The sequence below is a fragment of the Clostridium sp. BSD9I1 genome, assembly GCF_900185645.1.
GTDB lineage: Bacteria > Bacillota > Clostridia > Clostridiales > Clostridiaceae > Clostridium_AK.
In genome coordinates this window covers 95,213-115,392 of the sequence record NZ_FYAM01000004.1, presented here as the reverse complement: position 1 = coordinate 115,392, position 20,180 = coordinate 95,213, and the positions used below count along the sequence as shown (strand labels likewise).

The window sequence follows — 20,180 nt, the reverse complement described above, 5'->3', positions numbered from 1 at the left end:
TCCATTACTAATCTTCCATAGCATTTTCTAAAACATTAGTTATTCTCCATTTTAGCAAAGAATATCTTTCAAAACTTCTATTATTATCTATCATAAATTTCATAGCCTTTATTGAACCTACTAGAACTACTAACTTCTTTGCACGAGTTATTCCTGTATAAAGCAAATTCCTATTCATAAGCATCGGAGGTCCCATAAACATAGGTATGATAACCACTGGAAACTCACTGCCTTGGCTTTTATGTATGGTTACAGCATATGCTAAATCTATCTCATCTAAATAAGTATCTTCATAAACTACTTTTCTTTCTTCATCAAATATTATACTTAAAGTATTTTCTTCCTCATTTATTTCATCTATATATCCTACATCCCCATTAAACACTCCTACCCCTTCTTCTTCCCCATCGCCTTTAATTCTCTTCCACTTCAAAGAATAGTTATTCTTTATTTGCATTACCTTATCTCCAACTCTAAGGACATTATCTCTAGATTTCTTTTCATTTTTCCACTTTCCAGGGGGATTTAATACTTCTTGAAGTCCCTTATTAAGATTTTCTACCCCCAATATGCCCTTTCTCATTGGTGTAAGTATTTGTATATGCTTTTGTTTATCCCATTCCTTATTAAACTTTGGTAATCTTTCACTTATAAGCGCCATTAATATATCCGATGTAGATGAGCTTTCTTCACTATTTATAAAATAAAAGTCCTTATCCCTTCCGTTTAGCAAAGGCATTTCTCCATTATTTATTTTATGGGCATTTACAGTTATCATGCTTTGTGAAGACTGTCTAAAGATGTCTTTAAGCCTTATTACCTTAACACAATTACTATCAATTAAATCCCTAAGCACATTTCCTGGTCCAACTGATGGTAACTGATCCACATCCCCAACAATTATAAGCCTAGTTCCAAGGGCTATAGATTTAAGAAGATTATTCATAAGCATTATATCTATCATAGATGCCTCATCTATAATTACTGCATCACATTCTAGGGGAGTTTCTTCTGTTCTTGAAAACATCATATCTTCATCTTCTCCTGCACCCATTTCTAAAAGCCTATGAATAGTTTTCGCTTCTTTTCCAGTAGCTTCTGTCATTCTCTTTGCAGCTCTGCCAGTAGGTGCCCCCATAAAGACCCTAAGTCCATGTTTTTCAAATATATATGTAATGCAATTTATTATAGTCGTTTTTCCTGTCCCTGGGCCCCCTGTTATAATTTCCACTCCATTAGCTACTGCACCCTTTATAGCTTCTATTTGAGAAGATGCAAAAGATATCCCTCTCTCCTGCTCAAATTCCATTATTTCCTCATCTACATTCAACTCCAACTCATCATATTTCGCTATAGATAAGGTTAGTATCTTCTTTGTTACCCCAAGCTCACAATAATAATAGGGAATAGTAAATATGCATTCTTTATTGTTAACCGTTTCTACTTTTATTTTTCCATGAATTGCACTCTGCATTATTCCCTCTTTTATATCTTCATCACTTACTCCTAATATATCTCTTCCGTCATTTAAGAGCCTTTCCACAGGTATATAGGTGTTTCCCAATGCACAAAATTGATTTATTATATAATTTATTCCGCTCTCTATTCTAAAGGATGAATTCAAATCTATTCCTAAGCTTCTTGCAATCTTATCCGCAGTTTTAAATCCTATTCCTGAAATTTCTTCTGTTAATATATATGGATTTTCTTTTATAATCTTTACAGAATCAGCCTTAAATCTTTTATATATTTTTACACATTGGTTAGGAGTAACTCCATAACTTTGAAAAAACATCATTACAGTTCTTAATTCCTTTTGTTTACCGTAGGACTCATATATAATAGCTATCTTTTTTTCTCCTACACCCTCTATTTCCCTTAACTTCTCTATATCATTTTCTAATACATTTAAAGACTCTTCTCCAAACTTCTCCACTATTTTTTTAGCAGTTACAGGCCCTATCCCAGCTATTACTCCCGATGCTAAATATCTTTCTATACCACTTACAGAATCAGGGACCACTTCCTCACAACTTTCAACCTTAAACTGTTCTCCAAATTGAGGATGAACTGCCCACTGTCCTTTAAGCTTCAAGCCCTGTCCTTCACTAATATAGGGAATGCATCCAACAAAGGTTGTATAATAACTTTTATTATCTTTTAATCTTGCTACTACATAACCATTTTCATCATTTTTAAATATTATCGAATCTACAATTCCCTGTATTTCTTCCATATAATCTTCTCCTGTTCTACTTAATACTATAAGACGATATCTATAATACAATTATAACATAATTATATTGATTAAATAAAAAAACCCCCTTCATGAATTGAAGGGAGTTTTTACTACTATAAATATTTTTTTATTTCTTCTACTTTATTAAGTTTTTCCCATGGTAAGTCTAAGTCATTTCTTCCGAAATGTCCATAGGCTGCCACTTGCTTATAAATAGGTCTTCTAAGATCAAGATCTCTGATTATTGCACCTGGTCTTAAATCAAATACCTTATTTATTATTTCAATAATTTTATCATGTTCAACTTTGTTAGTTCCAAAGGTCTCCACCTCCACTGATACTGGATGTGCAACACCTATAGCATACGCTAGCTCTATTTCAAGCTTATCAGCTATTCCAGCAGCTACTAAGTTCTTAGCAACCCATCTGGCTGCATAAGCTGCGGATCTATCAACCTTTGTTGGATCTTTTCCTGAGAAAGCTCCACCACCATGTCTTCCATATCCACCATAAGTATCAACTATAATTTTTCTTCCTGTAAGTCCAGTATCTCCTTGTGGACCTCCAACAACAAACTTACCAGTTGGATTTATGTAGTATTTGGTTTTTTCATCAAGTAATTCAGCTGGAATAACAGCTTTTATAACATGCTCCATTAAATCCTTATTAATCTGTTCCTGTGTTACTTCAGGTCCATGTTGAGTAGAAATAACAATTGCATCTATTCTCATTGGTTTATCATCTTCATATTCAACTGTAACCTGAGTTTTTCCATCTGGTCTTAGATAATTTAATGTGTCATTTTTTCTAACTTCTGTTAGTCTTCTTGATAATCTATGAGCCATTGCTATTGGCATTGGCATAAACTCTGGAGTTTCAGTAGCTGCATAACCAAACATCATACCTTGGTCTCCTGCGCCAACAGACTCAACCTCATCCTTGCTAGTACCTCTTGATTCTAATGCGTCATCAACCCCCATTGCAATATCAGGAGATTGTTCATCTATTGAAGTCAATACTGAACAAGTATCAGCATCAAAGCCATACTTAGCTCTTGTATATCCTATTTCTCTCACTGTTTCTCTAACAACTTTAGGAATATCAACATAACATGATGTTGTTATTTCTCCCATAACCATAACCATTCCTGTTGTAGCCGTAGTTTCACATGCAACTCTTGCCTTAGAATCTTGAGCCAATATAGCATCTAATACAGCATCAGAGATTTGGTCACAAATTTTGTCTGGATGTCCTTCAGTAACGGATTCTGATGTGAATAATCTTCTCATTTTTGCACCTCCAATGAAAAATATAATATGTAAAATAAAAAACCTCTTCGATAAGAAGAGGCTTAATTTGCATTCCTCTCTTATCTCGCAGAACAAACCTGCAGGAATTGGCACCTTGGTACAAAGTACTTGGTTGCCGGGTTTCATAGGGCCCTTTCCCTCCACCTCTCTTGATAAGAGTTTTCTATTAAATTCACTAGCATATATTAGCACAATAATAATCTTGTGTCAATATCAAGTTTAATTGTTATGTATTCTATGATCGATAATCTATTAAACAAATGAATGTAAAAAAAGACACCGCTTTGGTGTCTTTGGTGGAGGAAGATGGATTCGAACCATCGAAGTCACTGACAACAGATTTACAGTCTGCCCCCTTTGGCCGCTCGGGAATTCCTCCATATAATGGAGCTGGCAATAGGAATCGAACCTACAACCTGCTGATTACAAGTCAGCTGCTCTACCGTTGAGCCATGCCAGCATATGGATATATTAAGTTATTGTGGTGGAGGAAGATGGATTCGAACCATCGAAGTCACTGACAACAGATTTACAGTCTGCCCCCTTTGGCCGCTCGGGAATTCCTCCATTATAAGTTTCATAACTTGTTTAACAAGTTAATAACCTTATTATTAAATTATCTTAGCGCGTTTCCGCACTTAATAACTTCAACATGGATTAGTATACAATCTTATAGTCTAAATTTCAAATGCAATATAGGACTATTAAACAAATCCTTCTTTAATATACTCTATTTTATTCTCATTTACTCCATATTAGACCATTATTTTATTATATTTATCATATTTCTTATAATTGATTTAGCTAATAAAAATTAATATTATCTAAAAAACATCTTTTTTCTTTTAATATTTATCACACAGCTCTCATATAAATTATTAAGGGAGGTGTAACTATTGAATAAAGCTAGAACTCATTTTAACAATTCTTTAGGATATTATGAAATTGGAGAGTTTATAAAAAATTATATTATGAAAGACACTATAATAGTATGTATAGGTACAGATAGATGTATAGGAGATTGTCTCGGCCCATTAGTTGGCACTCTACTTAAAGATAAGAATTTCCCTCTTCCAGTATTCGGAACAATATCTGATCCTATACACGCTTTAAATTTAGATAGAAAATTATATGAAATAAGTTTACTTCATCCTAGTGCAAATATAATAGGAATAGATGCATGTCTTGGTGATGAAGATAATGTAGGAGAAATACAAGCCAGGGATTACCCAATCCATCCTGGAAAAGGCGTAGGTAAAACCCTCCCCCTTGTAGGAAAGTCCTCCATAATAGGAATTGTAGACTCAACTGATGCTAACGTATTTAACAATAACAATATACGTCTTAGTTTAATTTTTAATATGGCTAAAGTAATCTGCGACGCCTTATTTCATGCTTATCATTTAAACTCCAGTACTCTATCAGATATAAAAGACTGCCTTCTATAAAAAATAAGTGCTTTCGCTTATATTCAATAAGACGAAAGCACTTATTATGCTTTTATTTCACTAAAGCATATCATTATAATAATGATATATCATCTCCAGAAAGGGATCCATCTAATTTGTCCAAATAATCTAAAAACTTACCTGTGCCCATTGCTACACAAGAAACAGAATCCTCTACAATACAAACTGGTACCTTTGTAACTTCTTGAATTAACTTATCAAGACCATTTAAGAGGGCTCCCCCTCCAGTCATAACTATTCCTTTATCTGCTATATCTGCAGCTAATTCGGGTGGGGTTTTTTCCAAAACTGAATGTGTGCATTCTGCAATAGAGTTTACAGTTTCGCTTAGGGCTTGCCTCATTTCTTCTGAGGAAACATTTATATTTTTAGGAAGGCCAGACACCAAGTCTCTTCCTCTTATTTCCATACTAACTTCTTCTTCTCTTACATATGCTGATCCTATATTAATTTTTAAATCTTCAGCAGTTCTTTCTCCTATCATGAGCTTGTGTTTCTTTCTTACATATCTTATAATAGCTTCATCAAAAGTATCTCCTGCAACCTTTATAGAAGATCTTACTACTATTCCTCCAAGAGAAATAACCGCAATATCTGTTGTTCCCCCACCTATATCTATCACCATATTTCCACTAGCCTTAGTGATATCTACACCTGCTCCAATGGCTGCAGCTAAAGGTTCCTCTATCAAAAACACTTTTTTTGCTCCAGCATTCTTAGCAGCATCAATAACGGCTCTCTTTTCTACTCCTGTAGCTTCACAAGGTATACAAACCACAACTCGGGGGGAAACCATCTTTTTCTTTCCACAGGCTTTCCTTAAAAAATGTTCTAACATTTTTTCCGTCAAGTCATAATCAGAAATAACTCCATCTCTCAAGGGTCTAATAGCTACAATATTACCAGGAGTTCTACCAATCATTTGTCTAGCTTCCTCCCCTACAGCTAAGACTCTATTATTAGTTTTATCTATCGCTACTACTGAAGGTTCTTTCAAAATAACTCCTTTACCCTTTGCATAAACTAGTACTGTAGCTGTACCAAGATCTATACCCATATCTGTACCCATTTTAAAAAACATCCCTATTATCTCCACCTACTCTTTCCATAACATTTTGCAACAAAATGCAACTTCATATATTTTACGACATAATTTTATTATAATCGGAATGTTTTTATCCTTCAATAGCTTTATACTTCATTTTAGTAGCTTTTCCACCTCTTATATGTCTTTCTGCTTTATTATAATCCAAAATAATTTTGGCTTCTTCTGCTATTTGAGGATTTATTTTAGGCAACCTTTCTGTCATATCTTTGTGTATAGTACTTTTACTAACACCAAATACCTTAGCTGTTTTTCTAATTGTTGCTTTTGAACTTATAATATAATTTGCTACTTCAAGAACTCTTTCTTCAATGTAGTCTTTCAAGGTGGTACCTCCTTAACCCTTCTATATTTATAAATATGCTTATTCATATACTTAAATTACATCTGTCTGGCCATTTTCCGTAAGATGAACGAAAAATGGCCTAAAGTTTAGTATTTTATATACTTATCTGGATTTACAAAATCTTTATCTTTTAATACTGCAAAATGTAAATGATCTCCATAGGCTTCATACATAGCTCTTAAAGTTGTTCTTCCTACAACTCCAAGTTTATCTCCCTTTTTAACCACTTTTCCCGCTGATATACTTACCTTTGAATCTAAATTTGAATATACTGTTTTTAGTCCATTTTGATGATCTACTATTACTTGAATACCGTCTACTGTATCATTTTTTACAGATTCAACTTTTCCATCTAATGCTGCTACAACAGGTTTCCCTAATTCACATTTAATATCTATACCAAAGTTAGGTCTGTAGCTATTGGTGGATTTCCAAAATACAGGTTCTTCAGAATATTGTCTTCCTATAATTCCTTCTACAGGTTTTCCAAACTTAGTATCTACTGTTTTAGATACTGTGGCAGTTTTTTCGGTATTTTTTACTTCTTTATTTACCTTTGTTTCTGTGTTAGTTGTCTTTTTTACTTGTTCTGCATTGTCATAATCTGTATAAGGCTTTTCAGTAACCTGAGCTGTATCCTTTTTCTTCTCTTGCTCCACCACCGATGTTTTATTTTGTTCAATTTTAGCCTGCCTATTATCTCTTGTAGTTACAACAGCTACTGTAGCAAGTATGCATAGGCATAAAAACAGTACAACGTAAAATCCCTCCCTCTTAAAAAAGTTGAAAATTTTACTAAAGTTTTTGTTTTTCATATCAACACCTCCAATTTCTAGTTTGTCCAGAGCTTATCAAAAAATACATTTTATTATAATTTTATTTCCAATTTATTTCTATTTTTTATGACAATGTTTGACATAAAAAATAGAGCTGTCGGTAACCAGCTCTACACTTTAATTTATTTGCTCTATTTTTACTCCCTGATAATAGTGTGTTAATATTTCATTGTAACTTTTTCCACCCTTAGCATATACATTGGCTCCCCATTGACTCATACCCACTCCATGTCCATAACCAGTACACACTATTTGTATATCCTTTTTACCAAAACTGATAACAAAATTCGTAGAATTAAGTCCAAGCATACTTCTAAATTGACTTCCCTTTAAAGTCCTGCTCCCAATTTGTATCTCCTTTACTCCACCAGCTTCAGTTTTACTTTTGATTTTTATGTTAGTTTTTAAACTACTTGATGACACTATGCTTTTATCAAAGTATTCATTTATAATACTCGTTAACTTAGAATAGCTATATATAGAAGTAGATTTATACTTAGGTGCTATCTCTTCTCCTGGACTTTCAACACTTTTTAAATATGGAAGTGAAGTTGAAAACACATCCTTCACATCCTCAGTTTTCCCACTACTTATAGCGAAATAATAAGCACCTTTTACCACTTCTTCGTTGTATTTTAATACTTGTCCCTTAGTTGAATTTACAGCTTCCTCAATTTTACTCCAGTAATAATTACCCTTATCTTTGGGCCATGCTGACATTCTATCCCCTTTATCCATAAAGGCCTGACAATGTACCGTATCACAAATATCTGCATTTTTATCCTTACTACACCCAGAACCTCCAAGGGACTTTATATGTGTCACTGCATAAGTTCTTGCGGCTACAGCTTGAGCCTTCAGTGCTTCTATATGAAATTCCGCAGGCATCTCCGAAGCTACAACTCCCTTAATATAATCTTCTAAACTCATTTCTTCTATCTTTTTTGTTTTGTCTCTATATACCTTCACCTTAATTTCTTTGATAGTCACTATATTATCAGGCTTCATATTATACGTTATATTATTATTTAATTTATCTTGAGGCAATTTATTGCCACCCTTTGCCAAAGGTAGTGATAAAATAACAATAAAGACTATACTAGCTAAAATAAAAATTAAAAATCTCTTTACAAATAAAAAAACATCTTCTGTTCTCATATACATTTCTCCTTTTTATGTTTATATAAAAATATATGAAAACAGAAGATAAGTTATAACTTACCTTTATTTAATTTTCTTCTCTAAATATGTCTGCGCCTAAGCACTTTAGCTTCTTCTCTATATCTACATATCCTCTATCTATATGATATACATCTGTAACACTAGTGATTCCTTCTGCTGCAAGGCCACATAGCACAAGCGCTGCTCCTGCTCTTAGATCTGTGGCTTTTACTTCACACCCTGTTAATTTATTAACACCTTGGACAATAGCGCTTCTTCCATCTACCTTTATATTTGCTCCCATTCTTTTCATTTCTGAAACATGCATATATCTGTTTTCAAATATAGTTTCCGTTATTAAGCTAGTTCCCTCCACGGTACATAAAAGAGACATCATTTGAGACTGCATATCCGTTGGAAATCCCGGATATGGCATTGTTTTTATGTCTGTAGCATTAAGCCTATTAGTTCCATCAACTATTAAAGTTTCTCCTTTAACATCTATCCTAACTCCCATTTCAATAAGTTTTGCTATTACGGGTCTTAAGTGCTGATCATTTGCACCATTTATCTTTATTAAACTCTTAGTAATTGCAGCTGCCACCATAAATGTTCCCGCTTCTATCCTATCATATATAGGTTTATGAGTTATTCCTTTTAGTTCTCTGACACCATCAATTTTTATTGTATCCGTTCCTGCTCCAGTAACTTTTGCCCCCATCTTATTCAAAAAGTCTGCCAAATCTTCTATTTCAGGTTCTTCTGCAGCATTCTCTATTATAGTTTCTCCTTCAGCCAGTACTCCTGCCATCATTATATTTTCAGTAGCACCCACAGATGGAAAATCTAAATAAATTTTCTTTCCTATAAGCCTTTTAGCTCTAGCTTCTACGTATCCATGTCCTATGTTGATTTCAGCTCCAAGGGCATTTAGTCCCTTCAAATGAAGATCTATAGGTCTTGTTCCTATATTGCATCCACCTGGTAAGGATACTCTAATCCTACCAAATCTTGATATCATAGGCCCCATTATCAAAAATGAAGCTCTCTGCTTTTTTACGAGTTCACTACAAGGTTCAACATCACATACAGATTTTGTATCAATTATTATCTTTCTATTCCCTGCATCTATATCAATATCTGCTGATACAGATCTTAGTATATCACTTATAACAAAAACGTCTTCAAGCATAGGAGCATTATCTATAACACATTTATCTCCGCTTAAAATACTTGCCGCTATAATAGGAAGAACTGAATTTTTCGCAGCACTTATTTCAACTTCACCCTTCAAGGTCTTTCCGCCCTTGATTATAATCCTATCCATATATATCCTCCATAAAATTACTAATAAGTTATAGGTATAACTGGTGTAGCTAAGATTATATAATCTCCCGTATCATAACTGCATAAAGCATAGTTGAAATCTACAAACCTTCCTCCAACATTTAATTCATTATATTGATGAGTATGTGCCGTAGTACTTAATCCATTATTTATTTCTATTGTTTTTATCTCTTTTGTATCAAAAGACTTTAATATACCTATAACTTGTTTATTTAACTCTTTCATATTAGAATTAATAGTTTTTCCTTTTACATATTGAAAAAAAACTACTTCCTTTTCGCACTCAATAGAGTTCTTGATTTTTTCTTTTAATTCAGTTAATTTATTTTCATCACTGTATTCTTTTATATTGATAGATATAATATTATCATTGTCTGAATTTATACTTTGAATATATCCTTCAACTTCAGGGCTTGAAAACTCCATATAGTAATTTCCACCATTTTCTTCTATATTAATTTTAGTGCTTTTATCATAATTTAACTTCATGAGAATAGATTTACATGCCTCTTCTCCAGAATTCTGTGTAGAAAAGTTCACTTGAACTCCATACTCCATTACCTGAGTTCCAGTTTTGTTAATTATTTCGGAAAACATGTCTACCTTTTGGTTTGCTTGAGAGTACATCGGAAATTTATATTCCCATATTATTAACATTATGATAACCACAATAACCCATCTTAACTTTTTCATATATTTGCCCTAAAGAGCCTTCCCCCTTTTAATTCATCTTGAAACCTATTTGAATTATGGACAAATACATGCTATTTATTCAATAAATATATTACTAATATATAATTTTAGAGAAAAAGTGTTACTAAAAAGAAATATAATAAAGCCTACACATAAAATTTTACAAAAAAGTAAAGAGATTGAGCAAATTACTCAATCTCTTTATATAAAACTAATTATATTATCTCTCTACTATTAAAGCAGTTCCCATTCCGCCACCTATACATAAAGTAGCTAAACCTTTTTTAGCGTCTCTCTTTTGCATTTCGTGAAGTAATGTTACAAGTATTCTACCACCTGATGCTCCAATTGGATGTCCTAATGCTATAGCTCCACCATTTACATTAACCTTGTCCATGTTAAATCCTAAATCTTTAGCAACAGCTATACTCTGTGCAGCAAATGCTTCATTAGCTTCAATTAAGTCTAAATCTTCAACTGCTATGTTAGCTTTTTCTAAAGCTACTTTTGTTGCATGGAATGGACCATATCCCATTATAGCTGGATCTAATCCTGCTGAACCATAGGATGTTATTTTAGCTAATGGAGTTAATCCTAATTCCTGAGCCTTTTCAGCACTCATTACTACGAATGCAGCTGCTCCATCATTTATACCTGAAGCATTACCAGCTGTAACTGTTCCGTCTTTCTTGAATGCTGGTTTTAATTTTCCTAATTTTTCTATAGTTGAACCAAATTTTGGGAATTCATCTGTATCAAATACCTTTGGCTCTCCCTTTCTTTGTGGTATAACAACTGGAACTATTTCATCCTTGAATTTTCCTTCTTTTATAGCTGCTTCAGCTTTTAACTGTGAGCTTAAAGCAAACTGATCTTGCTCTTCTCTAGTTAATCCCCATTTTTCAGCTATATTTTCAGCTGTCATTCCCATATGGTACTGGTTAAATGCATCCCATAAACCATCAGTTATCATTTCGTCTACTAATTGTCCATTTCCCATTCTTTGTCCCCATCTTGCATCATTCATTACATATGGAGCTCTGGACATGTTTTCCATACCACCAGCTATAATTACATCAGCATCTCCTGCTTTTATCATTTGAGCTGCTAAGCTTACTGCTCTTAATCCTGAACCACAAACTTTGTTTATTGTGAATGCTGAAACTTCCTGTGGAAGACCTGATTTTATAACTGCTTGTCTAGCTGGATTTTGTCCAAGACCTGCTTGTAAAACATTTCCCATTATAACTTCTTGTACATCTTCTGGCTTTATTCCTGCTCTTTTTACAGCTTCCTTTATAACGATAGCGCCTAACTCAACTGCTGGAACATCTTTTAATCCTCCACCAAAAGAACCTAATGCTGTTCTAACTGCACTAACTATAACTACTTCTTTCATTAGTAACCCTCCTAAAATATATATTTTTATTAGAATTTATTTTATAATTCACAAATTTTTCTGTCAACAATTCCATTATAACCATAAATTAAAATTTAATCAATAGATTTTGTTAAAAAAAACACAAAGTTTATATTACTTTAAATTCTTCTGGCTTTTTCGTATCTTTTTTAAAATGATATAATATAGATTCTACTATTCTCTGAGACGCAAAACCATCTCCATAAGGATTTATTGCCTTACTCATTCTTTCATAACAATTTTTATCCTCTATAAGTATCCTTGCATTTTCTAATATATTATCTATATCTGTCCCTACAAGTTTTACAGTGCCTACAGCTACCGCTTCCGGCCTCTCCGTTACATCTCTTAGAACTAATACTGGCTTTCCTAAATGAGGAGCTTCTTCCTGAAGTCCTCCTGAATCTGTCATAATCATATAGCATTTATTCATTAGGTTGTGAGTTTCCTTAGTATCTAGAGGAGAAAGAAGGTGTACTCTATCCATTCCCCCTAAGTATTTATATACTACATCCTTTACTATAGGATTTAAATGGACAAGGTATACCAGTTCCACATCTTCATATCTTTCAACTAATGTTTTTAAAGATTTACAAATATTTTCTATACCCTGCCCCCAATTTTCTCTTCTATGAGCAGTGACCATTATGACCTTCTTATTCTGGTAATCTATATTGTTTAGTTCATTATTTTCAAAAACATAATTATCTTCTACTGTAACATTCATTGCATCTATTACAGTATTTCCTGTAACATATATATCTTCACTTTTTACTCCTTCTAAAAGCAGGTTATTTTTAGAACTTTCAGTAGGTGCAAAATTTAAATCTGCTATAGCTCCAGTAAGCTTTCTATTCATCTCCTCAGGAAATGGAAAGTGTTTGTTATGTGTTCTAAGTCCGGCCTCTACGTGCCCCACCTTAATTTTTTGATAAAATGCAGCTAGTGCTCCTGCAAAAGTTGTTGTTGTATCACCATGTACTAATATTAAATCAGGTTTTTCTTTTTCAAATACTTCTTCTAGCCCTTGTAATACCTTAACTGTAATCCCTGTTAAACTTTGCTTGCTTTGCATTATGTCCAAATCATACTCTGGAGTTATATCAAATAATCGAAGTACTTGATCAAGCATTTGCCTATGTTGCGCTGTAACACAAACTATACTTTCAACCTTCTCATACTTTTTTAGCTCCTTTACCAGCGGTGCCATTTTTATAGCCTCTGGCCGAGTTCCAAATATAGTGATTATCTTAATTTTTCCCATTACTTTACCTCCAGAAAATCATTCTTTGTGTTGAAAAAATCCAAATTTCCATGCAATAATAACTATTAAAATCATTATTGACGCTAATAAGAAATAAGAATTCGCACTACTTATTTGCATAGCTATTATTGCAAAGGCCCCTAGAACAGTACTTATAAGGTACATTATTATAACTGCTTGCTTTTGAGTTAATCCCATATCCAAAAGCCTATGATGCAAATGCCCCCTATCTGCCCCCATTATAGGTTTCCCATTTATTTTTCTTCTTATCATGGCAAATAAAGTATCATATATAGGAAGTCCCAGTGCTAATATAGGCACTGATATAGCAAAGGCTGCTGCTGACTTAATGGCACCCTGTATAGATATGGCTCCTAATAGAAATCCTAAAAGCTGTGCTCCCGTATCCCCCATAAATATAGATGCGGGATAAAAGTTATATGGCAAAAATCCCATTATAGATCCAATAAGTACAGATGTCAGTATTGCCGCTTCCATTCTAGTACTTATATTAAGCAAAGCTATAATAAACAATGTTACAGTTGAAATCAATGCTACTCCAGCTGCTAATCCATCCAGTCCATCTATAAGATTAATAGCATTAGTTATTCCTACTACCCAAATTATGGTGAGAGGTACTGAAAGCCACATTATATTTATATAAGAATCATAGCTGGAGAAAGGATCTGTAACAGATATTATCTTTATATCATATAAAATCAAACACATTGCTGCTGATATTTGAAGCAATAACTTTATAATTGGTTTTAAATCATATTTATCATCTAAAAATCCTGCTATGACAATAATAGTAGCACCTATAATTATTCCCTTTTCCTGTTTAATTAAATGCCCATTTTTTAATATCATTGTAATGATAAAAGAAAAATATATTGCCAATCCTCCTAAAAGCGGAGTTGGCTTTTTGTGTACTCTTCTTTCATCTTTAGGTACATCTATTGCATTTATTTTTATCGCTAACCTTTTTATTAAAGGAGTAAAAAGAAATGATAAGATTGCTGCAATCACTCCTAAGAAAAGCATATTGTCCATATTTATCTCCCCATTTAATATGATCCATCTCCCGCAAGTGAATCATCATTATCTATCCATTGATTTACGAGTATTTCTCTAAATTCTTCCTTAGTATCTCGTATTACTACTTTATCAATTCCTGAATTTATTATAAACCTTTTACACAAAGAACACGGTGATGCATTTTCTACAAATTTTCCTGTTCTTTCTTCTTTTCCTACTAGGTACATAGTAGAACCTATCATATCCTGCCTTCTTGCAGAAATTATGGCATTTTGCTCAGCATGCACAGATCTGCATAATTCATATCTTGTACCTCTAGGCACATTAAGTTCCTCTCTTCTGCAACATCCTAAATCACAACAATTAACTCTTCCACGAGGAGCTCCACTATATCCAGTTGACATAATTTCATCATTCTTTACTATTATAGCTGCAAAATTTCTCCTAAGACAAGTTCCCCTCTCTAATACAGTTTCACATATATCAAGATAATAATTGTTTTTATCTATTCTATCCATAGTTCCTCCGTTTTTACAAATACTTAGTACTACTATGTACTATTCTATACTAAAAAAATACTAATTAAAAGTATAAGTAATTTAAAAGTCGGCTTAAATTAGCCGACTTTTAATATTATTTAGTTCCAAACAATCTATCTCCTGCATCTCCTAGACCCGGTACTATATATCCATGTTCATTTAATTTTTCATCTATTCCAGCTACATATACATCTACATCTGGATGTACATCTGTAACAGCCTTTACTCCTTCTGGGGATGCTATAAGGCACATAAGTTTCATGTTTTTTGCTCCCTTTTCCTTAAGAAGAGCTATAGCATCTATAGCAGATCCACCTGTAGCAAGCATAGGATCTGTAACTATTATATCTCTTTCTCCTATATCCTGTGGAAGCTTGCAGAAATATTCTACAGGTTTAAGAGTTTCTTCATCTCTATATAATCCTATGTGTCCAACCTTTGCTGCCGGGATAAGTCTTAACATGCCATCTACCATACCAAGACCTGCTCTAAGTATAGGAACTATAGCTACTTTCTTACCTGCTAATACCTTACATTTTGTTTTACATATAGGTGTTTCTATTTCTACTTCTTCCACTTGAAGATCTCTTGTCACTTCATAAGCCATAAGCATTGCTACTTCTTCTACTAGTTCCCTAAAATCCTTAGACCCTGTATTTTTATCTCTTATGAATGCAAGTTTATGTAATATTAATGGATGTGCTATTTGTGTTACTTTACTCATTGTTATTCCTCCCTATAATCTCTATTTATTATATTTTGCTTCTATATCAGAAATTTTATCTATTCTATTTTGGTGTCTTCCACCTTGAAACTCAGCACTTAAAAATGTATCAACTATATCAAGCGCCAACCCTAACCCTACTACTCTCTGTCCTAATGCTAATATATTAGCATCATTATGCTCTCTACAAGAATGCGCACTAAATGTATCTGAACATAAAGCTGCTCTTATACCAGTAACCTTATTGGCTGCAATACTTATTCCTATTCCTGTTCCACATACAAGTATACCAAATTCAAAATTCTTATTAGCTACTTCTTCTGCAACCTTTAAAGCATAATCTGGATAATCAATAGACTCCTCTGAAAAAGTACCAAAGTCTTTTAATTCTATGCCCTTGTTTTTTAAATGTTTTATTATTTCCTCTTTTAATGAAAATCCAGCATGATCACTTCCTAATGCTATTTTCATAAAAACACCTCCAAAATAATTATAATTCTTAGTTTACCCACAAAAAAGGAAGATAGGAGTAGCTATTTTAGATACCTTTATCTTCCTTTAATTTATTTAATAATAATATAATACTATTTTTTAATTGTTCAAAAGTATTTTTGTAAACAGAAAGTGTGCCACCATAAGGGTCTAAAATTTCACCTTCTATGCCGACAAAACTATTTAAAGAATATATGTTATTTTCATATGTTGGATAAACTCTTTTTAAATAATCGCATATACTTTCTGTCATAGTAAGTACAAGATCACTATCTTTAATATGTTCTTCTGTAAGTTGTATTGCTTTTCTGTCACTTATATCAACTTTTAAATTTTCCATAACAACAGCTGAAGAATTTAAGGAGGTTTTACTACCACTTACTACAGCTACTCCTGCTGATAATCCTTGATGTAACTGTTCTGAGCAATAATTAAATATAGATTCTGCCATACAACTTCTACAAGTATTACCTGTGCATATAAATAAAACCTTCATAATTACCTCCTTACTTTTTCTTTAACTATCAGTTAATCATTTTATATTAATACTAGCCTTATGTCAATATCAACATAAATTTATATAGATATTATATCAAATCCTGCTGATTTTTTTAACCTATTCATAATAGCAATTCCCATTCCCTTTTCTTCAAATGCTTCTGAAAGAATCACATCAACATTTTTATCATCAAACTTTCTTAAGGTTTCGAATAGGTTCTGTGCTATTACATTTATATTGTTCCTACTTCCCAAGGTTTCTACTATTGCATTATGATATTTATTTAGGGTCTCATCCGTAGCTATTACCCCTACATTTTTCCCTTCCTTGGTATACTTATCTATCAATTCATTAATCTTTGTTATTGTAAAACCTAGGTCACCTTGTATAACTTTTACTGGTGCCTTTGGCGCATAATGCCTATACTTCATGCCTGGGGCTTTAGGCCTTAACTTTTCTTCCGGCTTCTTCATTATACCAGGATCTATATAAACTCCTTTTTCTACTTCCCTTAACATTTCTAACGTAACTCCACCAGGCCTTAATATACACGGAGGATATATTGTACAATCTATAATAGTAGATTCCACACCTACCTTTGACTTTTCCCCTCCAATTATATAATCAACTTTGCCATTTAAGTCTTCTACACATCTTTCCAAATCTGTTGGACTAGGTCTTCCTGAAATATTAGCTGAAGGTGCCGCTATAGGCACTCCTGATGCTTTTATTATTTCTCTTGCCACTTCATTTGATGGCATTCTTATTCCTATACTATCAAGTCCTGCACTAGTGGAACTAGGTATTCTTTCACTTTTAGGTAATATTATCGTTAAGGGTCCAGGCCAAAACCTTTTTATAAATTTAAAAGCAACCTCTGGAACTTCCTCTACTAAGCTTTCTATATCAGATACTTCTGCAATGTGTACTATAAGAGGATTATCTTGCGGTCTTCCTTTAGCCTCAAATATTTTTTTTACAGCTCTATCATCTAAAGCATTGGCTCCCAATCCATATACGGTTTCAGTTGGAAAAGCCACTAGACCTCCGTTTCTCAAAATATATCCTGCTTCCTTTATTGCTTCCCTATCTAAATTATTGTAATTTAGCTTTACAACTTTTGTATCCAAAGATTACATCTCCTTCTAATGTCATTGTTCTTATCCTACAACAACGTGATTATAGCAAGTCCTACAATTATACCTAAAAGTATTCCAAATGTAGTAGTTATTCCTTCCCAAAGCTTATTGGATTCTGGTATCATTTCCCCGCACACTACATATAACATTATCCCTGAAGCAAATGATAAACTTATTCCTAGTGCACTCTGAGAAATATTCCCTATATATAATCCTATAAAGTTTCCAAATATAGTAGGCACCGCTGTAAGAAAAGTATATATAATTATTTTTAACACCTTAGTTTTTGAAGCCATAAGCGGAGCTGCAACCGCTAAACCCTCGGGAATATCATGTAACGCTATTATTATGCTCATTTTTATTCCGAGTATCCCTCCTGTAGCGAATCCACACCCCATTATAATTCCCTCAGGTAAATTATGCATCGCAAGCCCTATAGCTGTAATAAAAGCTATCTTTGCATGCTTGTTTATTTTCTTTTCCTCGGTTTTTTTATCTATAAACGCTACTGTTAGTATACCCATAATACAACATATAATAGTATATACAAAGCTCCACTTACTCAGCGCTTCTGGAATCAAATCAAAGACTACTACAGCAAGCATCAACCCTCCAGAAAATCCTATAAGCCATCCTAATGTTTTATTCGAAGGATTCCTTATAAAAATAGCTATAAAAGAACCGATAAGAGTACCAGCTACTGCTACTACGCTTCCTATAAGTATTATTAAATATAGGTTATCCACTTTAAACCACCTTTAAAAAATATTATCTATATAGATATATTTAATGGTGGTTTTATTTATTCTATTTATAGCGATTCCCTATATTCTTTTATTCTATCTATGGCTTCATAAGTAAATTCTGCATTTACGCATCTTCTGTATATCATATCTAAAAGAACATATTTGTAAAGTTTTCCCTTTTTTATAACTGTGAAAAAATATGATTTCTCAGGATAAAGCATTTTTCTCTTTTTATAGCGATGTGCTATAAAAGGATGCAGCTTAAATAATTTAGAATTAACAGGCACTACATATTCACTTTTAAATTTAGATGAGGTGATCATTATAATTTCAAAATCCTCTTTGCCATCGGACTTTCTCTTGAAACTTTCAGCATGTACTATTTCAATAGCATCGCATAATATGTTGACTTTTTTCTTAAACAATCCTAATTCTATATATAGCCTGTAATTTTCTATAATTTTAAATTTAATATGTTCATTATGTTTTTTTACAAGCATGGATATTATAATTAAAAACTGTATTATACTAGCATATGCAATGTAGAATAACGACAGTTTTTTAGTATAAATCAATATAGCAGGGATTATAAAAAAAACAAAGCACATTAAAAGCATAAATCTTTTATAAGACTTTTGTTGCTTCCTAATGGCTTTATTTATATTCATAATGCCCCTCTCTCTCTTTTAATAATTAATTTCCACCCAAGTTCTTCATCTTTTCCGCTTGTTCTACAGTTATAAGTGAATCTATGATTTCGTCTATATCTCCATCTAAGAAAGATTCTAATCTATATAATGTAACTCCAATTCTATGGTCAGTAACTCTTCCCTGAGGATAATTGTAGGTTCTTATTCTTTCACTTCTATCTCCAGTACCTACCTGGCTTTTTCTATCTTCGGCAATACCAGCACTTCTCTCTGCTTGAAGTCTATCAAATAGTCTAGACTTTAGTACTTTCATAGCTTTTTCCTTATTTTTAAGCTGTGATTTTTCATCTTGACAGGAAACCACAAGTCCTGTAGGTAGATGAGTAATTCTTACTGCTGAATCTGTAGTATTAACACACTGTCCACCATGTCCTGATGCTCTAAACACATCTATTCTTAAATCATTAGCACTTATCTCTACTTCTACATCTTCTACTTCTGGTAAAACAGCAACTGTAGCTGTTGAGGTATGAATTCTTCCACTTGATTCAGTGTCAGGAACTCTTTGAACTCTATGAACTCCACTTTCATACTTGAGCCTACTATATGCACCATTTCCCTTTAGCATAAATACAACTTCCTTAAGTCCACCTAAGTCAGTTTCATTAACGCTCATAGGTTCTACTCTCCAGCCAACTCTTTCTGCATACCTTGTATACATTCTAAATAAATTTGTAGCAAATAAAGCTGCTTCCTCACCGCCAGCACCAGCTCTTATTTCTATAAATACATTTTTATCATCATTAGGATCCTTAGGAAGCATTAATATTTTAAGTTCCTGTTCAAGCACTTCTTGTCTTTGGGAAAGTTCTTTTAATTCTTCCTGCAACATTTCCTTAAGTTCTCTATCTGATTCTTCCTGTATCATTTCTTTATCTGTACTTATATCATCTATAACCTTTTTATACTCTTTATACTTGTTAACTACTATTTCTAAGTCTGAATGCTCTTTACAGAGCTTCTGCCACTCTTTTTGGTTTGTCATTACACTTGGATCACTTATTTTTATGGATAATTCTTCATATTTATTTTCTATAAAATCAAGTCTTTCTAACATAAACTTTATCACTCCGTTATTATATTTTAACAACTACCAATTATAT

20 protein-coding genes, 3 tRNA genes and 1 riboswitch are annotated in these 20,180 nt (G+C 32.9%); of the genes, 1 reads left to right on the top strand and 22 read right to left on the bottom strand.

Going from position 1 to position 20,180, the window contains the following annotated elements; translation table 11 throughout:
• Window positions 1-7: 7 nt before the first annotated feature.
• From BSD9I1_RS01070 to BSD9I1_RS01050, 5 genes are all read right to left on the bottom strand, one after another.
• Window positions 8-2,236: an ATP-dependent RecD-like DNA helicase gene (locus BSD9I1_RS01070; protein WP_186428756.1), complete on the bottom strand. Its 2,229-nt coding sequence runs from the start codon at window positions 2,234-2,236 to the stop codon at window positions 8-10.
• A 116-nt stretch (window positions 2,237-2,352) separates the two neighbouring features.
• Window positions 2,353-3,528 (bottom strand): methionine adenosyltransferase, encoded by a 1,176-nt coding sequence (gene metK, locus BSD9I1_RS01065; RefSeq protein WP_186428755.1) that lies wholly within the window; start codon window positions 3,526-3,528, stop codon window positions 2,353-2,355.
• Window positions 3,529-3,605: 77 nt separating this feature from the next.
• A riboswitch (SAM riboswitch) is annotated at window positions 3,606-3,708 on the bottom strand.
• A 135-nt stretch (window positions 3,709-3,843) separates the two neighbouring features.
• A tRNA-Tyr gene (locus BSD9I1_RS01060) sits at window positions 3,844-3,928 on the bottom strand.
• A gap of 6 nt (window positions 3,929-3,934) precedes the next feature.
• Window positions 3,935-4,009, bottom strand: a tRNA-Thr gene (locus BSD9I1_RS01055).
• Between the two features lie 22 nt (window positions 4,010-4,031).
• A tRNA-Tyr gene (locus tag BSD9I1_RS01050) sits at window positions 4,032-4,116 on the bottom strand.
• 329 nt (window positions 4,117-4,445) lie between these two features.
• Between BSD9I1_RS01050 and yyaC the strand changes: the two genes are divergently transcribed.
• A complete protein-coding gene (yyaC, locus tag BSD9I1_RS01045) occupies window positions 4,446-4,997 on the top strand; it encodes a spore protease YyaC (RefSeq protein ID WP_186428754.1) in 552 nt (183 codons plus the stop codon).
• Between the two features lie 73 nt (window positions 4,998-5,070).
• Here the strand turns inward: yyaC and BSD9I1_RS01040 are convergent, their stop codons facing one another.
• The 17 genes from BSD9I1_RS01040 to prfA form a co-directional block, all read right to left on the bottom strand.
• Window positions 5,071-6,099 carry a rod shape-determining protein gene (locus BSD9I1_RS01040; RefSeq protein ID WP_186428753.1) on the bottom strand — a complete coding sequence of 343 codons (1,029 nt, stop codon included), beginning with the start codon at window positions 6,097-6,099 and terminating at the stop codon, window positions 5,071-5,073.
• Window positions 6,100-6,193: 94 nt separating this feature from the next.
• Window positions 6,194-6,448 carry a sporulation transcriptional regulator SpoIIID gene (gene spoIIID, locus BSD9I1_RS01035; protein ID WP_035304740.1) on the bottom strand — a complete coding sequence of 85 codons (255 nt, stop codon included), beginning with the start codon at window positions 6,446-6,448 and terminating at the stop codon, window positions 6,194-6,196.
• Between the two features lie 107 nt (window positions 6,449-6,555).
• A complete protein-coding gene (locus BSD9I1_RS01030; protein WP_186428752.1) occupies window positions 6,556-7,284 on the bottom strand; it encodes a M23 family metallopeptidase in 729 nt (242 codons plus the stop codon).
• A 138-nt stretch (window positions 7,285-7,422) separates the two neighbouring features.
• Entirely contained in the window at window positions 7,423-8,463 is a 1,041-nt protein-coding gene (gene spoIID, locus BSD9I1_RS01025) for a stage II sporulation protein D (RefSeq protein WP_186428751.1), read from the bottom strand.
• 70 nt (window positions 8,464-8,533) lie between these two features.
• The gene (gene murA / locus BSD9I1_RS01020) at window positions 8,534-9,793 is read right to left on the bottom strand and encodes a UDP-N-acetylglucosamine 1-carboxyvinyltransferase (protein ID WP_186428750.1); all 1,260 of its coding nucleotides are present in this window, start codon (window positions 9,791-9,793) and stop codon (window positions 8,534-8,536) included.
• A 20-nt stretch (window positions 9,794-9,813) separates the two neighbouring features.
• Window positions 9,814-10,506 (bottom strand): YwmB family TATA-box binding protein, encoded by a 693-nt coding sequence (locus tag BSD9I1_RS01015; protein ID WP_186428749.1) that lies wholly within the window; start codon window positions 10,504-10,506, stop codon window positions 9,814-9,816.
• Window positions 10,507-10,726: 220 nt separating this feature from the next.
• Entirely contained in the window at window positions 10,727-11,905 is a 1,179-nt protein-coding gene (locus tag BSD9I1_RS01010; protein ID WP_186428748.1) for an acetyl-CoA C-acetyltransferase, read from the bottom strand.
• A gap of 130 nt (window positions 11,906-12,035) precedes the next feature.
• Window positions 12,036-13,190: a non-hydrolyzing UDP-N-acetylglucosamine 2-epimerase gene (gene wecB / locus BSD9I1_RS01005; protein ID WP_186428747.1), complete on the bottom strand. Its 1,155-nt coding sequence runs from the start codon at window positions 13,188-13,190 to the stop codon at window positions 12,036-12,038.
• A gap of 18 nt (window positions 13,191-13,208) precedes the next feature.
• Complete coding sequence (locus BSD9I1_RS01000; RefSeq protein WP_186428746.1) at window positions 13,209-14,243, bottom strand: glycosyltransferase family 4 protein; 1,035 nt, start codon at window positions 14,241-14,243, stop codon at window positions 13,209-13,211.
• A gap of 14 nt (window positions 14,244-14,257) precedes the next feature.
• Window positions 14,258-14,746, bottom strand: coding sequence for a cytidine deaminase (locus BSD9I1_RS00995; RefSeq protein WP_035304730.1), 489 nt, complete (start codon window positions 14,744-14,746; stop codon window positions 14,258-14,260).
• A 115-nt stretch (window positions 14,747-14,861) separates the two neighbouring features.
• The gene (gene upp, locus BSD9I1_RS00990) at window positions 14,862-15,491 is read right to left on the bottom strand and encodes a uracil phosphoribosyltransferase (RefSeq protein ID WP_035304729.1); all 630 of its coding nucleotides are present in this window, start codon (window positions 15,489-15,491) and stop codon (window positions 14,862-14,864) included.
• 21 nt (window positions 15,492-15,512) lie between these two features.
• Window positions 15,513-15,962: a ribose 5-phosphate isomerase B gene (gene rpiB / locus BSD9I1_RS00985; RefSeq protein ID WP_186428745.1), complete on the bottom strand. Its 450-nt coding sequence runs from the start codon at window positions 15,960-15,962 to the stop codon at window positions 15,513-15,515.
• 67 nt (window positions 15,963-16,029) lie between these two features.
• Window positions 16,030-16,479, bottom strand: a complete 450-nt coding sequence (locus BSD9I1_RS00980; RefSeq protein ID WP_186428744.1) for a low molecular weight protein arginine phosphatase — start codon at window positions 16,477-16,479, stop codon at window positions 16,030-16,032.
• An 80-nt stretch (window positions 16,480-16,559) separates the two neighbouring features.
• Window positions 16,560-17,612 (bottom strand): L-threonylcarbamoyladenylate synthase, encoded by a 1,053-nt coding sequence (locus BSD9I1_RS00975; protein ID WP_186428743.1) that lies wholly within the window; start codon window positions 17,610-17,612, stop codon window positions 16,560-16,562.
• Window positions 17,613-17,647: 35 nt separating this feature from the next.
• Complete coding sequence (locus BSD9I1_RS00970; protein WP_186428742.1) at window positions 17,648-18,367, bottom strand: ZIP family metal transporter; 720 nt, start codon at window positions 18,365-18,367, stop codon at window positions 17,648-17,650.
• 65 nt (window positions 18,368-18,432) lie between these two features.
• Window positions 18,433-19,035, bottom strand: coding sequence for a hypothetical protein (locus tag BSD9I1_RS00965; RefSeq protein ID WP_186428741.1), 603 nt, complete (start codon window positions 19,033-19,035; stop codon window positions 18,433-18,435).
• Window positions 19,036-19,060: 25 nt separating this feature from the next.
• The gene (gene prfA / locus BSD9I1_RS00960) at window positions 19,061-20,134 is read right to left on the bottom strand and encodes a peptide chain release factor 1 (protein ID WP_186428740.1); all 1,074 of its coding nucleotides are present in this window, start codon (window positions 20,132-20,134) and stop codon (window positions 19,061-19,063) included.
• Window positions 20,135-20,180 lie beyond the last annotated feature (46 nt).

What these genes read in the sequence shown, in the direction of transcription:
- BSD9I1_RS00995 (WP_035304730.1), bottom strand. Translation starts at nt 14,746, where the DNA reads ATGGATAGAATAGATAAAAACAATTATTATCTTGATATATGTGAAACT.
- murA (WP_186428750.1), bottom strand. Translation starts at nt 9,793, where the DNA reads ATGGATAGGATTATAATCAAGGGCGGAAAGACCTTGAAGGGTGAAGTT.
- BSD9I1_RS01070 (WP_186428756.1), bottom strand. Translation starts at nt 2,236, where the DNA reads ATGGAAGAAATACAGGGAATTGTAGATTCGATAATATTTAAAAATGAT.
- rpiB (WP_186428745.1), bottom strand. Translation starts at nt 15,962, where the DNA reads ATGAAAATAGCATTAGGAAGTGATCATGCTGGATTTTCATTAAAAGAG.
- BSD9I1_RS01015 (WP_186428749.1), bottom strand. Translation starts at nt 10,506, where the DNA reads ATGAAAAAGTTAAGATGGGTTATTGTGGTTATCATAATGTTAATAATA.
- BSD9I1_RS00965 (WP_186428741.1), bottom strand. Translation starts at nt 19,035, where the DNA reads ATGAATATAAATAAAGCCATTAGGAAGCAACAAAAGTCTTATAAAAGA.
- metK (WP_186428755.1), bottom strand. Translation starts at nt 3,528, where the DNA reads ATGAGAAGATTATTCACATCAGAATCCGTTACTGAAGGACATCCAGAC.
- BSD9I1_RS01030 (WP_186428752.1), bottom strand. Translation starts at nt 7,284, where the DNA reads ATGAAAAACAAAAACTTTAGTAAAATTTTCAACTTTTTTAAGAGGGAG.
- prfA (WP_186428740.1), bottom strand. Translation starts at nt 20,134, where the DNA reads ATGTTAGAAAGACTTGATTTTATAGAAAATAAATATGAAGAATTATCC.
- BSD9I1_RS01000 (WP_186428746.1), bottom strand. Translation starts at nt 14,243, where the DNA reads ATGGACAATATGCTTTTCTTAGGAGTGATTGCAGCAATCTTATCATTT.
- BSD9I1_RS00980 (WP_186428744.1), bottom strand. Translation starts at nt 16,479, where the DNA reads ATGAAGGTTTTATTTATATGCACAGGTAATACTTGTAGAAGTTGTATG.
- BSD9I1_RS01040 (WP_186428753.1), bottom strand. Translation starts at nt 6,099, where the DNA reads ATGTTTTTTAAAATGGGTACAGATATGGGTATAGATCTTGGTACAGCT.
- wecB (WP_186428747.1), bottom strand. Translation starts at nt 13,190, where the DNA reads ATGGGAAAAATTAAGATAATCACTATATTTGGAACTCGGCCAGAGGCT.
- spoIID (WP_186428751.1), bottom strand. Translation starts at nt 8,463, where the DNA reads ATGAGAACAGAAGATGTTTTTTTATTTGTAAAGAGATTTTTAATTTTT.
- upp (WP_035304729.1), bottom strand. Translation starts at nt 15,491, where the DNA reads ATGAGTAAAGTAACACAAATAGCACATCCATTAATATTACATAAACTT.
- BSD9I1_RS01010 (WP_186428748.1), bottom strand. Translation starts at nt 11,905, where the DNA reads ATGAAAGAAGTAGTTATAGTTAGTGCAGTTAGAACAGCATTAGGTTCT.